At 33.8% G+C, this 13,889-nt stretch carries 13 protein-coding genes; 4 read left to right on the top strand and 9 right to left on the bottom strand.

Annotation, left to right across the window (positions count from 1 at the left end; all coding sequences use genetic code 11):
* Positions 1-127: 127 nt before the first annotated feature.
* Positions 128-613, top strand: coding sequence for a DUF1761 domain-containing protein (locus BIW12_RS10010; RefSeq protein WP_071184993.1), 486 nt, complete (start codon positions 128-130; stop codon positions 611-613).
* 43 nt (positions 614-656) lie between these two features.
* Here BIW12_RS10010 and BIW12_RS10005 read toward each other — a convergent pair whose 3' ends face one another.
* A complete protein-coding gene (locus tag BIW12_RS10005) occupies positions 657-935 on the bottom strand; it encodes a 4a-hydroxytetrahydrobiopterin dehydratase (protein WP_071184992.1) in 279 nt (92 codons plus the stop codon).
* Between the two features lie 98 nt (positions 936-1,033).
* Between BIW12_RS10005 and BIW12_RS10000 the strand changes: the two genes are divergently transcribed.
* Positions 1,034-2,182, top strand: coding sequence for an 8-amino-7-oxononanoate synthase (locus BIW12_RS10000; RefSeq protein WP_071184991.1), 1,149 nt, complete (start codon positions 1,034-1,036; stop codon positions 2,180-2,182).
* A gap of 5 nt (positions 2,183-2,187) precedes the next feature.
* On the opposite strand, the gene BIW12_RS09995 is transcribed toward BIW12_RS10000, so the two are convergent.
* Positions 2,188-3,066 carry a diacylglycerol/lipid kinase family protein gene (locus BIW12_RS09995; RefSeq protein ID WP_071184990.1) on the bottom strand — a complete coding sequence of 293 codons (879 nt, stop codon included), beginning with the start codon at positions 3,064-3,066 and terminating at the stop codon, positions 2,188-2,190.
* A gap of 62 nt (positions 3,067-3,128) precedes the next feature.
* On the opposite strand from BIW12_RS09995, the gene BIW12_RS09990 reads away from it, so the two are divergent.
* Positions 3,129-4,094: an App1 family protein gene (locus tag BIW12_RS09990; protein ID WP_071184989.1), complete on the top strand. Its 966-nt coding sequence runs from the start codon at positions 3,129-3,131 to the stop codon at positions 4,092-4,094.
* Between the two features lie 21 nt (positions 4,095-4,115).
* On the opposite strand, the gene BIW12_RS09985 is transcribed toward BIW12_RS09990, so the two are convergent.
* Entirely contained in the window at positions 4,116-6,023 is a 1,908-nt protein-coding gene (locus BIW12_RS09985) for an ABC-F family ATP-binding cassette domain-containing protein (protein ID WP_071184988.1), read from the bottom strand.
* Between the two features lie 65 nt (positions 6,024-6,088).
* Here BIW12_RS09985 and BIW12_RS09980 point away from each other — a divergent pair, with 65 nt between their 5' ends.
* Positions 6,089-6,469, top strand: a complete 381-nt coding sequence (locus tag BIW12_RS09980) for a DUF983 domain-containing protein (protein WP_071184987.1) — start codon at positions 6,089-6,091, stop codon at positions 6,467-6,469.
* A gap of 200 nt (positions 6,470-6,669) precedes the next feature.
* Here the strand turns inward: BIW12_RS09980 and BIW12_RS09975 are convergent, their stop codons facing one another.
* From BIW12_RS09975 to BIW12_RS09950, 6 genes are all read right to left on the bottom strand, one after another.
* Entirely contained in the window at positions 6,670-7,722 is a 1,053-nt protein-coding gene (locus BIW12_RS09975) for an NAD(P)/FAD-dependent oxidoreductase (protein WP_071184986.1), read from the bottom strand.
* An 82-nt stretch (positions 7,723-7,804) separates the two neighbouring features.
* On the bottom strand, positions 7,805-8,695 hold the full coding sequence (porN, locus tag BIW12_RS09970; protein WP_071184985.1) for a type IX secretion system ring subunit PorN/GldN: 891 nt from the start codon (positions 8,693-8,695) through the stop codon (positions 7,805-7,807).
* Positions 8,696-8,746: 51 nt separating this feature from the next.
* Entirely contained in the window at positions 8,747-10,285 is a 1,539-nt protein-coding gene (gene porM / locus BIW12_RS09965; RefSeq protein WP_071184984.1) for a type IX secretion system motor protein PorM/GldM, read from the bottom strand.
* A gap of 57 nt (positions 10,286-10,342) precedes the next feature.
* The gene (gene porL / locus BIW12_RS09960; protein WP_071184983.1) at positions 10,343-10,993 is read right to left on the bottom strand and encodes a type IX secretion system motor protein PorL/GldL; all 651 of its coding nucleotides are present in this window, start codon (positions 10,991-10,993) and stop codon (positions 10,343-10,345) included.
* 56 nt (positions 10,994-11,049) lie between these two features.
* Positions 11,050-12,468, bottom strand: coding sequence for a T9SS ring complex lipoprotein PorK/GldK (gene porK, locus BIW12_RS09955; protein WP_071184982.1), 1,419 nt, complete (start codon positions 12,466-12,468; stop codon positions 11,050-11,052).
* A gap of 260 nt (positions 12,469-12,728) precedes the next feature.
* The gene (locus tag BIW12_RS09950) at positions 12,729-13,880 is read right to left on the bottom strand and encodes a formimidoylglutamase (RefSeq protein WP_071186296.1); all 1,152 of its coding nucleotides are present in this window, start codon (positions 13,878-13,880) and stop codon (positions 12,729-12,731) included.
* Between the last annotated feature and the right edge of the window lie 9 nt (positions 13,881-13,889).

Genomic DNA, 13,889 nt, shown 5'->3' with positions numbered 1-13,889 from the left:
TACCAAAAAAATCGACGAAATACATCATTATTTTTAATTCACAGTATTTAATCCTACAAAAAAAATCAAAAACCACTTTGCAAATATTTTATTTATATTTGAACCAACAACCTAAAAAACCAAACCTATGGAAATTAATTTCTTGGCATTATTTGTCGCTGCATTATCAACTTTAGTAATTGGATTCATTTGGTACAGTCCAAAAGTATTTGGAACAATCTGGATGAAAGAATCCGGATTGACCGAAGAAAAGATGAAAGGTGCTAATATGCCCGTTATCTTTATTATGGCAGTATTTTTTGCTTTATTGATTGCTATGATTCTACAGTTTTTAACCATTCATCAGTGGGGAGCCTTCGGAATGATTGGTGGCGGAGGCGCAGCAGACATCAAACCTTCATATGCCGCCTTTATGAACGATTATGGAACAGCTTACAGAACTTTCAAACACGGCGCTTTACATGGATTTCTGGCGGGACTTTTCCTGGCTTTCCCAATGATTGCAACCAACGCATTATTTGAACGAAAAAGCTGGAAATACACCTTTATCAATAGCGGCTATTGGATGCTATGTTTTATGATTATGGGCGGAATTATCTGCGTCTGGCAATAAAAAAAAGCTCCTCATTTTCACTAATTGTTATGAGGAGCTTTTTCTAAAACAATTTTTCAATTGCTTTAGCTAAATCAAAATCCTTATCGGTTACTCCATTAGCATCATGAGTTGATAATCGAATGTTAACTTTGTTGTAAACATTATACAATTCAGGATGATGATTTTTAGTTTCTGCCAATAATCCTACCTGAACGATAAAAGCAAGTGCCTGATTGAAATTTTTAAACTGAAATTTCTTTTCTATACCATTATTTACAAAAGTCCAGTTAGTCAATTCTGACAACATAGACTGAGCTGTATTTTCATTATAAACTTCCATAATCTTCTTCTTTTTCTATAAAATTAGTTAATTTCTGCTTGTAAACATTGTAATAAACTTAAAATAGTAACTTCGCTAAATAATTAATTTTTCAACTATTGAACCCATCCTATTCTTTTAAAATATACAATTCAGTCCAAGACCTGCCTGTGCATTGGGATGATTTGGCAACCAATACTATTTTTCTTAATCGAAAGTATTTAAGAATTCTGGAAACTTCTGCCCCGGGCAATATGAACTGTCATTTTATTGCATTATTTTACAACGAAGAAATTGTTGGTATTGCCGTTTCTCAATTTTTAGATTTAAGCCAAATCCCTTCTTTTGGAGAAAGAGACAGTTGTTTGAGAACCAAAATCAGGAATTTTGTTTTTAAAAGATTTGGTTCAAAAGTGCTAATCATTGGCAATAATATGCTAACAGGACAAAATGCTTTTTCTCTCCACCCAAAATTCCCAATCAAAGAACTTGTCAAACTACTTAAAAAAGCTACTGACAACTTAGAAAACACATTGGAAAAACAGGGAAACAAACCACATCTTAGCATTTTTAAAGATTTTTCGGCAACGGAGATTGACATTTTCAACATTCCGGAATACGATCCTTTTTATCGATTTTCTACCCAACCCAATATGATTTTTGACATTAAGAATTCCTGGCATATTTTTGACGATTACATCGCTAATAAAAACAAAAAATACCGAGATCAATACAAAAGAGCCCGAAAAAAATCGGAAGCCTTGATAAAACAAAAAATGAATCTCGAAGACATCCAAAAACATCGAAAACGAATTTATGAATTGTATTTGAATGTTGCCCAAAAAGCCGCTTTTAACACCTTTTACCTCAATGAAGATCACTTTGAAATATTCAAGAAAAACTTAAAAGAGCAATTTTTATTTTATGGTTATTTTGACAACAATCAATTAATTGGGTTCAACACCCTAATCAAAAATGGCTCCGACATTGACACTTATTTTCTGGGCTATGATGAGCATTGCCAAAAAGAAAAAATGCTGTATTTGAATATGCTGTATGATATGATAGGCTATTCGATTAATAAAAAATACAGCCGTATTATTTTTGCCAGAACTGCATTAGAAATCAAAAGTTCAGTAGGCGCAAAGGCGGTAAATATGTTTGGGCTTATCAAACATAACAATCCTTTTTTGAATTTATTTGTATCCAGAACCTTTGGTTATTTTGAACCTAAAATGGAATGGCAGGAGCGAAACCCATTCAAGTAAAGAATTTAAACTTTAAGCATCGCCACTTTTAATTTTCTTTTGGACATAGCAATATCCAGATTGGTTTCGGTACCACAGTATTCTCCATCTATTTGAAAACTTATAGGTTTATCAATACTAATCATAGCATTGTCAGTAGAAATCACGGTAATATCGCCAGAAGAAACGGTTATTTTTCCCATTATAATCTTAAAAAAAACACTGAAATCTAATTTTTTCAAAATAATCAATTCAAATTTACCGTCACTCATAATTCCGATAGGGTTAATCACTACTCCAGTTCCGTACTTTTGAGAATTGGCAATAACAATCATACGAGCTTTAGTTTCAACCAATTGTTGATTGGTTTTCACAATTACCTGAAACGATTTTTCAGCATGTAACAAAGTATTGAAAATTTGCAAAGCATAACCTAATTTTCCCCGAATGGCACTTTTATGATAATTTTTAATCAACTCGGCATTCAATCCTAAATCACTCAAATGCAAACACATTTTACCATTAATAATAATACAATCAATGGCTACAAAATGGTTTTGAAAAGCAATGGCAATATTTTCTTCTGATGATTTCACTAAACCCAAATCGGTGGCTAAACCATTTGACGAACCAACCGGTAAAATTCCAAAAATCACATCCTCAAGTTTCAAAGCTTCAGCAACAATTTTGATGGTTCCATCTCCTCCGGCTATCAACACCCGCGCGGGATTAAACTTTTTGTAATAAGTTCTTATATTATCTAAATCATTAACACCAGTGGTTTCAAAACACATTAAATTTAGATTTAACTGTTGAGCATAATGAGACACCTGATCGACCAAATAGCCTTTATCAAGTCCACCCGAAACAGGATTTACCACCATCATTACATTATTTTTCAACATTTGATTTCATTTTTACATTAAAATTAATTAATTTAGAATACACTACAAAAGAAACCTTATAAATGAAGCCCATCATAAAACTATATCGTGGTTATGCTAATGAACAGGAGCTAATTGTAATGGGACACGTTTTTTTACCCACAAGAAAAGTAGAATACGATTTTCAGGATAAAAATTTTAAAAATGCCAGTTCGATTATTGGAATGTATCGAATGAAAACCTGGTCTAACGCTGACATTTACTTAAGTCACAACCAAAAAACAATTCATACCCGAACATTAAAAGACGGTTATTTTAAATTTTGCATTCCGCTGGGACAAGAGCATTACGGATGGATAGACTATGAGGTAAGTTTGAATTACAATGGTGAGACCATAGCCGCAAAAGAAAGTTATATCCGCCCTAAAATAGACCATCTGGGCATCATATCGGATATTGACGATACTTTTTTAGTTTCTTATACTTTAAATCCTTTAAGAAAATTGTATCATCTATTATTTAGAAATGTAAATAGACGCAAAATTTTTGAAGATGTTACAGCGCATTATCAGGCACTGAGTCAATCAGGCAGAGAAAACAAAGAAGAGCTTAATATCTTTTTTTACGTTTCCAGCAGTGAGTGGAATCTCTACCGTTTTATTGTCAAGTTTACCGAAATTCACCAGCTACCCAAAGCAGTTTTACTATTGAAAGACATTAAAACCAGTTTGCGAAATTTTTTCTGGACTGGCAGAGGCGGACACAATCATAAATTTGAAAAAATCAAACACATATTAGAATTTTATCCCAACTTGAAATATGTTCTCATAGGCGATGATTCACAGGAAGACCCTTATTTATACGAAGCTATCAGCAAAATTTTTCCCTTAACTATTCAGGCTATTTATATCAGACAAACTGCCAAACACAAAAAAACAAAAGTGCTTAAAACACTTCAAAATCTCGAAAGTCTTTCTGTAGAAGTTTGTTATTTCAAAAAAAGTAAAGAAGCTATTGCTCATTCTAAAAAAATAGGCTTGATTAATTAATCAAGCCTATTTAATATTCTACTACAAATTATCTATTTCTTCCTGAACAACTTCCCAATCTAATAACAACTGATCTAAGTCAGCTTTCTTTTTATTATACGCTTTAAAAAAGGCTGCGTCTTCGATGTGTTTGTCATAATTAGATGCCAGCATTTTATCATCGTGCTGAATGTCTTTTTCTAACTGACTGATTTGGCTTTCTATCTTACTTAAACGGTTTTGCAAAGTCTTCCCTTTTTTCTGATCTTCGTAAGAGGTTTTCTTACTTTCTTTAGGTGTTGCAGTTTTAATCACATCTTTTTTCTCTACTTCACGCATATTCTCCATATTGCGTTGCTCTAAGAAAAAGTTAATATCACCTAAATATTCTCTGATTTTTTGATCTTTGAATTCATAAACAATATTTGACATCCCTTGAAGGAAATCCCTATCGTGAGAAACCAACAGTAAGGTTCCGCCAAATTTTTGCAAAGCCGCCTTTAAAACGTTCTTAGACTTAATATCAAGGTGGTTTGTAGGCTCATCCATCAACAAAACATTGATAGGCTGTAAAAGCAATTTACACAAGGCCAGACGGTTTCTCTCGCCTCCCGAAAGAACTTTTACCTTTTTCTCCACATCATCACCACGGAACAAAAACGAACCTAACATATCACGCACTTTTGAACGATTGCTATCTAATGCAGCATCTTCCATGGTTTGCAACAACGTAATTTCACCATCCAAATATTCAGCTTGATTTTGAGCAAAATAACCTAATTGTACATTGTGTCCTAATTTGATAGTTCCTTCGTATTCAAATTCGTTAACCAAGGCTTTGATAAAAGTCGATTTTCCCTGTCCATTTTGTCCCACAAAAGCAATCTTGCTTCCACGTTCCACTAACAACGAAATATCTTTTAAAATGGTTTTGTCACCATAAGCTTTGGTCACATTTTCGGCTTCTATTACCACTTTTCCAGGCTCTTTAGAAACCGGGAACGAAATATTCATCACCGAATTATCGTCTTCATCAACCTCGATTCGCTCTACTTTATCCAGTTTTTTAATTAAAGATTGTGCCATCGAAGATTTGGTAGCACTATATCGGAATCGATCAATTAGTTTCTGTGTTTCTTCAATTTTCTTGGCTTGGTTTTTTTGAGTTGCCAATTGTTTTTCGCGAAGTTCCTCACGCAATTCTAAATATTGCGAATAAGGTTTATTGAAATCGTATGCTTTTCCAAGAGAAATTTCGATAGTTCTATTGGTTACATTATCTAAAAACATTTTATCGTGCGAAACAATTACCACAACTCCCGGATAATTACGCAAGAAATTCTCTAACCAAATAATACTCTCAATATCCAGGTGGTTGGTAGGCTCATCCAACAACAAAACATCATTGTTCTGCAATAATAATTTAGCTAACTCGATACGCATTCTCCATCCACCTGAAAAAGTTTCCGTCTGATTATCGAAAACTTCTCTTTTGAATCCTAAACCTAAAAGAATTTTCTCGGTATCACCTACATAATTATAACCACCCAACAATTCAAAACGATGGGTATAATCAGATAAATCTTCAATAATTTTAGTGTATTCATCACTCTCATAATCGGTTCTGGTAACCAATTGATGATTGATTTCTTCCAGTTTTTTCTCAACAATTTTAATCTCGGTAAAAGCTTCATAAGCTTCTTCAAGAACCGTTCTTCCTCTTTCAAAATCAATATCCTGACGCAAGAATCCCATTCGAATGTCTTTCTCCTGAGAAATCACTCCAGAATCAGGCTTGAAATCGCCAGCAAGCATTTTAAGCATGGTAGATTTACCGGCACCATTTTTCCCTACAAGACCAACTCTATCTCCGGCTCCTAATCGAAAAGTTACTTCTTCAAACAAATAAGTACCCCCAAACGAAACCGATAAATTGTGTATATTAAGCATATTTTGTGACTAATGTTACATCGGTACTTTTTCAAAAAATGTACCTTTGATAAAAATTTTTGCAAATGTTAAAAAAAGGATCCAAACTAAATAGCATTTTAACAGGAACTTGTCCGAAATGTCAAAATGAAAGCATGTATGTGGATAAAAATCCGCTTAATCTGGCTAATGTTTTAAAAATGAACGAAAAATGCTCGCATTGTGGTTTGACTTATCAGATAGAACCATCCTTTTTTTATGGTGCTATGTATGTAAGCTACGGACTTAATGTAGGTATTGGAATAGCCTCTTTTATTGTTTCTTACCTGTTATTTCACACTTCGCTAAAAACTGCCTTCATAGCCATAATAGCCACTTTAATTATCTTATTTCCATTTGTACTTAGATGGTCGCGCAACATTTATATCAATATGTTTGTGAGTTACGACCCTGATTTTAAAGTCTGAAACTAAGAGCAAATACATTAATTCCAAAAATAAAAAAGCCACGAATTCCACGAAATAAGACAAATTTAGATGCCATAATTCCACGAATCTGTCAAAGGCAGATAAAAATTTGTGTAATTCATTTAAAAAATCAATACTATTTGTGCTAATTAGTGTAATTTGTGGCAAAAATAAAATCTCTTCGTTTACCAAGGCATAAACTAACTTTTATTTTTAGGCTTAAAGCGATCAATATTAATTTCTGTATCAAGCGGAATCCCTTTTTCTATACTATCAAATAAAGATTGAGCCATTGCCGGTCCCAGCATCACTCCTCTCGTTCCTAAACCATTTAAAATATGAATGGATTGATAGTCTTTGTGTGTTCCTACCAAGGGTCTGCGATCTTTTACTGTAGGCCGAACACCGGCAAAATGAGCTACTATTTCAAATTCGCAGTTTATAATTTCTTTAATTCTATCTGTCAATTCCTGTCTTCCCTCTTCGGTAGGCAAATCGGTTTTGTCTTTCCAATTATAAGTTGCCCCTACTTTGAACAATCCATCACCAAGCGGAAGAATAAACACCGAAGTATTAACAATAACGTCCAAATTCAATCCAGGTGCTTTAATAATAAAAAGTTCGCCCTTGGTTCCATCCAAAGGTAAATTATTAAAATAAGGATTTGCATGTAAACCAAAACCTTCTGCAAAAACGATATGTTTAGCTTCAATATTTTTATAACGAATACCTTTCGACAAAACTTCTAACTTTTCATAATCAAAAGATTCCTGAAGCAAAAGTTGTTCTTGCAAAAGATACTTTTTATAATGTTCCAATAAAGAAGCGGTATCTACATAACCGGTATGCAAAACCTCTCCATAATTAAATGGTGAATCGATTCCGGAGTATTTTTTTGTAATTATCGAAGTGGATAAAAATGGTGCTAAAGCTGGTTTATCAGAAGCTGCAAACCAGTTATTCTGTTCTTCGATAGAAAAAAACTTTCGCAAAATAGGCGTTTTAAAATCTACTTTAATCTTCAGTTTCTGCTCTAAATTAACATAAAACTGATTCATCAAAATCAATTGCTCCTTAGCCTGCCAAACTTCACTGAAACGTTTTAAAATAACCGGATTATATAAACCACCTGCAATCTTAGAAGAATTCTGCGATTCATTATCTACAACTAAAATGCTTTTATTATTTGCCAAAGCGATTTCAGAAAACGAAATCCCAGCCAGTCCACAACCCACAATTAAATAATCAATCATACCATTCAAATAAAACACAAAAATACAGAAAACAAAAAACTCTTACCATCAGGTAAGAGTTTTATAAAACTTATATTCAAAATTAATAATTCCACATATCGGATTCAAAATCACGAATCTTCTCTTTCACACGTTCGGCTTCCAGCAATTGGCTCTGTGCATTATCCTTCATGTACTCTTTGATTTCTCTGTCTCCATACACGTTTTCTTCTTTGTAAATTGTACTGTTAAAACGTCTTGAATTTAAGATTTGGTCAAAAGAAACCGGCATTGCCGAATTTTTATTATTGAATGATTTTGCTTCGTGTAACACCTCTCTGGCATCGGGGAAAAAGATCCAAAACAACTCGATATAATCTTTCTCCTCATTATTCATCGTATAAACATCTGGTGTAACCGGACAAATAGCCAACAAACGATATTTTAACTCACTCTGACGTTTGTCAAAATACCAAAAGCCTTTGATTTTGTATTGGGTTACATCCTGAGCAGTCAAATCAGATCTCATAACGTATTCATCAGAAACCTTTTGTCCTGCATTGATTTGCTCTCTACCTGCATCAGTAGTATCAATACGACTCAAAGAAGCCTGAATATCTTTGTATGTTTTTTTAGTATTAAAATAACTATCCGAATACACTTCTGATATTTCCCCACTTTTTATTGCTCTTGTTAAAACATCATATAAAGAACGTCTGTTTGAACCAATATTAGCGGTATCAATAGGAAAATAAAGCGGAAAATTAATTTTCTCACTCAAATCAATAATTTCCCATACCATCCTACCCATCAATACATCTCTATCATGAACATAACCATAAGCTAACGGTTTATCATTATCTGAAATCTGTTGAGCCTTAGTTTTCAAACCAATTTCTTCAGGAATCCTAGCATTCAGCAAATTAGACTGAGCATAAGAAGCCACTCCTCCAATTAAAGAGATTGCTATTATCAAAAAATTTCTCATATTCATCATAGTATCATTAATAAGAATGGATGTATTTACCTTAATGGTAAAAATGTATTATTGAATTTCAAAAATAACAGGAGCCGTTCTTGGCAATAAATAACCACCTGCACCAACTAATCTTGTCTTAATTTCAGAAATGGTAACCTGATCACCTCTCACTGCTTTAGAAAGAACAGATTTACATTGTGCGTTTAATTTATTACCCTGAACAACCACTGTAGGCTGACCGGTAACTTTTAAATTAAACCCAACAACATCTATATTAACATCAAAATCAAAATCAACTAATTTAGCACCAATAGTAGCAATTTCAAGGTTAGACTTAGGCCCTTTAACCACACCCATTTCTCCTCTAATTGTACCTGTTGGTCCCGGAATACCTTTGATTCTAAATACTTTTCTATCAGAAGCAACTTTACCATCAGCCATTTTACCTGACACGTTAATTACTACTTCATTACCACCTTGTGGATTCATCACATATTTTCCGTTACCAACCTTAGACAAACCAGGGGCAGAAGCGTTAACATTGTTATCAGCAATACCTGCAAATGAAATTGAGATAGGATTTGAAACACCTCTATACACTACATTCATTTTATCGGCAGAAATTGTAGCCGAATTAGGTCTTGGAACTACAACATATTTTCCTGAAAATTTTAATGGTATCGTTTTTCCGTCTTCAGCAAAAGTAAATTGACCTCCAATAGTTTGTTCTCCTACACCACCTGCTGTTAAAGAGATTACTGCCTGACCGTTTACAATTTTACCAGGACCTGAAAAAGAAGTTGGCTTTGTGTTTTCATCATAACGACCTAAAACTACTTTACCAGTTACTTGTTCCCCTTGGAAATAAGCATTTTTATCTAAAACTACAATTGCCTGGTAATTACTGTATGAAGCTGCTTCAACTGCTGCTTTACCTAATGCAATACTATAAACATCCGATTCCACTTTGTTGATATCATTTTGCCAAGAGGACAACTTAGCTATTGTTGCAATAGCCGGAAAACCTTTAAAATGGTAAGACAAATATTTATCTTTTAAACCTTCTTTGTTTTTTACATCAGAAAGATCAAATTTCTCTTCAACCTCTTTTATAATACCACTATATTTTTTTTCTGTACCTAAAGTAGCTTTAATATCCGCTTTGTACTTTTCTATAGTAGCGACAATTTCTTTACCTTTTTTAGAGTAACCCTCTCCTGTAAACCAATCATCAACATTATCTCCTTTATCCATATCTTCATATGGTAATTTTCCTGTTTCCGGATTGGTCTCAAAACCTTTAGTAGCCTGCTCTTTTAAAGAATTGATATAGTTATAAAAATTATCTGTAATTGTTTTAACCTTATGAGCTGTTGCTGATGCTACAGCAAATTCTCCTTTAGCCTCAGCGGCTTTTGTATCTAAAGCTAGAAGCATTTGATCATTAGTTTGTTTAGAACTTGCATTTGAACTTTCAAATTTTTCGTTCATCAATCCAAAACCTGATATTACTTCTTTCGAAACATTCATTGCCAACATAGCGATGAAAACCAGATACATTAGGTTAATCATCTTCTGTCTAGGGGTTAGTTTTCCTCCTGCCATATTTTCTAATAATTAGTTGTGGTAATTTTTTCTCAATACTTATTTAAAGACTAATTATTATCCTTTATTACTCATAGCAGTAAGCATACCTCCATAAACCTGATTCAATGAAGAAATGTTTGCTGTCATCGATTGCATTTGCTCTTTTAGCTTAGATGCGTTTTCAGCAATTTCTTTGTTAGCTTCAGCATTTCTGGAAGCACTTTCTAATTGTACTTTGTACAAACTATTCAAAGCTTCCATTTGAGCAGCAGCCATTGATAATTCGTCGCTGTATTTTTTTGTAGCAGCAATTCCGTCAGCAGCAGGAGCAATTCCTTTTGCAGCTGATTCAAAGTTTTTAATACTGTTTCCTAAGCTAGCCATCAACTCACCATCAATTTTAGCATCTTTAAGCATAGCGTCTAATTTTTGAGACAATAAACCTTGTGCCTCAGAAGGAGATTCAGCTTTAGGTTTTCGGTTTGCATTAGGCGTTCCATTAGCTAATTCAGGATAAACTAATGTCCAGTCTAACTCATTTTCTACAGGTTCAAAGGCAGAAAGAGCAAAGATAAATGCCTCTGTTATTAATCCGATTGAAAGCATCAAAGTACCTGTCAATGGTCCAATTTCGAAGTGCGTAATTTTAAAAAGAGCTCCAACAATTACAACTGCTGCTCCCATACCGTATGCAAAATTCATTGCTTTTTTTCCTAGTAATGCCATAATTTTTAGTTTTAAAGTTTGTGTAGGTTTTATTTAATTAATTTTAGGGGTATTTTTTATCTGTTGTTTCTTGCACTTCCTGTTCCATTACCTGTGTTTTGCACACCCATATAATCCTGAACAGTTCTAAATCCAATATAACTTCTTGCCGAGTCGGCGTATTCGTAATCTCTGGTACTTACCTGCAAGAAGTAAGCAACATCTTTCCATGATCCACCACGAACTACTTTTCTTTTATTTGATGCGTCTAAAACATTTGGGTTCATTGTAGATACATACTCGTAAGCATTCGGATCATAAGAAGAGTCGGTCCATTCAGATACGTTTCCGGCCATGTTGTATAAATTATAACCATTTGGCTCATACGATTTTGCTTCTACCGTATATAAGGCCTGATCAGCTGCATAATCTCCTCTGTTTGGTTTGAAGTTGGCTAAGAAACAACCTCTGTCGTTTTTAGTATAAGGTCCTCCCCAAGGATAAGTAGCCGATTCTAAACCTCCTCTGGCAGCATATTCCCACTCAGCCTCTGTAGGCAATCGGAAGGAATTGATTAAATCACGACCACTCTTTTTAGATTTGATATAAGTATTCTTGTTTAAGGTTCTCCATGCACAAAAAGCTTTAGCCTGTGTCCATTTAACACCTACCACCGGATAATCACCATAAGCTTTATGCCAAAAATAATCATTATGCATTGGCTCATTGTACGAATAAGTAAAATCTTTAATCCAAACTGTTGTATCCGGATATACTTTTACTTCTTCATTTCTGATAAAATCTTTTCTTTTACCCACTTTAGCCTTTGCAGCAGCCTGAATATCCATCCATGAATAACGGAATTTCAACTTATCTACATCAATACTACGCAAACCATTATAAGATTCTTCAATAGGAATATACATTGAATCCATTACTTCTACATAATATTCATCAGGGTATTGTTTAGGATCTTTAATTAGCTTAATGTTTCTATTCAATTTTCTGCCGGCATAAGGATCTTCGGCAGTACCAACACTATAATAATTATCATACATGTATTTATCATAAGCGGTCATTTTCTCAGGATCGGCATCGTTGAAAGCAAAATCACCTATACTCCCGGCATTTTTACCTTTACCTTTTGAATCACCTGCCTTCACTCCAGTTTCATCAGCCAAAATAGCTAATTTCATTCTGATTGTTGAGTCTTTTACCCACTCCACAAACTGACGGTATTCACTATTGGTAATTTCAGTTTCGTCCATATAAAATGAACGTACTGTTACAGTTTTTGTTTGAGCGTCCTGAACTCCCGCTACGTCCTCATCAGATTTACCCATAATATAGGCTCCCCCTGGCACTAAAGTCATTCCGTAAGGCTTTTCCGGATGCCATTTTGCACCTTTAACACCGACTAATTCTCCTTTATCACTTGATTTACCACAGCTTATTAAAAGTGACAAAATTGCCATAAATGCAATGAACTTCTTCATATAAATTCGGGTTAGATATTCTTTATTATTTAAGTTTGTAAACCTATTTATTATTTATTAATAAAACAATATTTTTTTTCTCTAATTAAATAACTAATCAAAAGTAGCGTTAAATAAATTATAAAAAAAATATTTTATCGATAAAAAGCAAAAAAACACGATTAAAAACATGTTTTCTCGCTAAATTACGTCTTTCTTACTTTTATTGTTATTACTAAAAAGCAGTCATTACAATGTTATTTGACATCAAAAAAAACTACTTATAACACATTTTTCCTTTGCGCTTTCCACCATCGTTCTGGCAATTCCTGATTGCAGGCTCCTAAATACTCTTCATACGAACAAGGTAATAACGTATTGCGCTTTAATTTATTATTCCCATTAGAAATAAAAGGTATTTCAATCCACCAGCGATCGGTTTTATCACTTTTATAAAAAACCAGAGTTTCGTTGTCTATAGGAACACTGTATTTGATATAATTTTCCCTGCTCCCAAAAGGATATTCATTGGAACGATAATGAAACCCTTCTATAAAATACCAAATGATCTGTGTTATTAAAATGGCTTCCTGACGGGAATTATGATGATTAAAAACTCCAAATGTGGAAACCTTATCACTAATTCCGGCGTATCTTGCCAAAGCACAAATTTCCTTTCCATTAAAACCATTAGGTTCAAAAGATGTAAAATTCCCAGAATCAGCAGATTTTACAGCATTCAAATCCAAGCTCACAATATCAGCATCTCTGAATACCGGCTCGGCAATCGCAATATTATTCGAAACTTCTCCAAGACGATACCCATCAAAAAACAACTTCTCGATTAAATCTATTTCTTCCTGAGAATTATAATAGGTTTGGTAACCAATATTGCAAAAATTAAACAGATTATTCGGTTCATCAATAATCATTTGAGACAAATACGAATTGCTCGACATCAACTCATCTTCTTTTCCAAAGTCGAATTTACTATCGATAGCAACCAAATTCACCATTTGTTCCAATTCATCATAAGCACGATACATGCTGTATGTTAAATCCTGGGAACCGCCAATAATTATGGGAATTACTTTTTTTCTAATCAAGTCGGCAACTACTTTGCGCAAAGCAAAATAAGTATCTTCCTTTGAATTCCCAGGTAAAATATCACCTAAATCAGCAATGGTAGCAGCCCAGTTACCCGGAAACATACTGTACAATTCCTGTCTTAAAATCGACAAATCCCCTGAATTTTCAATAACTTCACTTCCCCGATTTTCCAAAACACCTATCAAAGCAATCTTAACCTTATCTAAATCCGGAAAATCATCTTTAGTATGAAAAACCACCTTGCTCCCTAATTGCTGAGAGCTTAATGATTTTAACCACCCTAAGACTTCATCATTTATTGGCTCGAGAAAATCAAATCCGATCATAATTAG

Source organism: Flavobacterium commune (genome assembly GCF_001857965.1).
Lineage (GTDB): Bacteria > Bacteroidota > Bacteroidia > Flavobacteriales > Flavobacteriaceae > Flavobacterium > Flavobacterium commune.
This window is presented reverse-complemented; position numbering and strand designations above follow the sequence as displayed.

What these genes read in the sequence shown, in the direction of transcription:
- porN (WP_071184985.1), bottom strand. Translation starts at nt 8,695, where the DNA reads ATGAATATGAGAAATTTTTTGATAATAGCAATCTCTTTAATTGGAGGA.
- BIW12_RS09980 (WP_071184987.1), top strand. Translation starts at nt 6,089, where the DNA reads ATGTTAAAAAAAGGATCCAAACTAAATAGCATTTTAACAGGAACTTGT.
- BIW12_RS09985 (WP_071184988.1), bottom strand. Translation starts at nt 6,023, where the DNA reads ATGCTTAATATACACAATTTATCGGTTTCGTTTGGGGGTACTTATTTG.
- BIW12_RS09975 (WP_071184986.1), bottom strand. Translation starts at nt 7,722, where the DNA reads ATGATTGATTATTTAATTGTGGGTTGTGGACTGGCTGGGATTTCGTTT.
- BIW12_RS09990 (WP_071184989.1), top strand. Translation starts at nt 3,129, where the DNA reads ATGAAGCCCATCATAAAACTATATCGTGGTTATGCTAATGAACAGGAG.
- porL (WP_071184983.1), bottom strand. Translation starts at nt 10,993, where the DNA reads ATGGCATTACTAGGAAAAAAAGCAATGAATTTTGCATACGGTATGGGA.
- porK (WP_071184982.1), bottom strand. Translation starts at nt 12,468, where the DNA reads ATGAAGAAGTTCATTGCATTTATGGCAATTTTGTCACTTTTAATAAGC.
- porM (WP_071184984.1), bottom strand. Translation starts at nt 10,285, where the DNA reads ATGGCAGGAGGAAAACTAACCCCTAGACAGAAGATGATTAACCTAATG.
- BIW12_RS09995 (WP_071184990.1), bottom strand. Translation starts at nt 3,066, where the DNA reads ATGTTGAAAAATAATGTAATGATGGTGGTAAATCCTGTTTCGGGTGGA.
- BIW12_RS10010 (WP_071184993.1), top strand. Translation starts at nt 128, where the DNA reads ATGGAAATTAATTTCTTGGCATTATTTGTCGCTGCATTATCAACTTTA.
- BIW12_RS10005 (WP_071184992.1), bottom strand. Translation starts at nt 935, where the DNA reads ATGGAAGTTTATAATGAAAATACAGCTCAGTCTATGTTGTCAGAATTG.